General features: G+C 62.6%; 1 protein-coding gene. It reads left to right on the top strand.

Features of this window, described 5'->3' with window-relative positions:
* Positions 1 to 82: 82 nt before the first annotated feature.
* Positions 83 to 559: IS110 family RNA-guided transposase (locus ACFPN9_RS22260; protein ID WP_377817606.1), on the top strand; the 477-nt coding region annotated here is incomplete at its 3' end.

Genomic DNA, 559 nt, shown 5'->3' with positions numbered 1-559 from the left:
CGCTGGACGGCCCATTTGATGGCATGGACCACCCCCGCTGGGCGGCGCATTCTTCGGTAGCGATCAACGAGGGAGAGCCACCATGAGCATCGCACGCATCGGTTTGGATCTGGCGAAGTCGGTTTTCCAGGTCCACGGCATCGACGCCAATGGAGTGACAGTCATTAGACGCCGACTGGCGCGGAGTCAGCTTTTCCCCTTCTTCGCCCGACTTGAGCCGACCTTGATTGGCATGGAGGCTTGCTCGAGTGCTCATCATTGGGCGCGCGAGCTGATGCGCCTCGGGCATGAAGTTCGCCTGATCCCGCCTCAATACGTGAAGCCTTATGTGAAGAGGAACAAGACAGACGCGGCCGACGCGGAAGCCATCTGTGAGGCGGTGGGGCGGCCCAATATGCGCTTCGTTCCTATCAAGACGCCGGATCAGCAGGCGGTGCTGGCGTTGCACCGGGTTCGCGCGCTGCTTGTGCGCCAACGAACGGCGACGATCAACGCCCTTCGCGGACTGCTTGGCGAGTTCGGCATTGTAGCGGGCAAGGGCGCCGCGCGGCTCGACGAC

It is taken from the genome of Allobosea massiliensis, assembly GCF_042655245.1.
GTDB lineage: Bacteria > Pseudomonadota > Alphaproteobacteria > Rhizobiales > Beijerinckiaceae > Allobosea > Allobosea massiliensis.
Note: the sequence above shows the minus strand (reverse complement) of the source record. Positions and strands in the feature narration are given on the sequence as shown.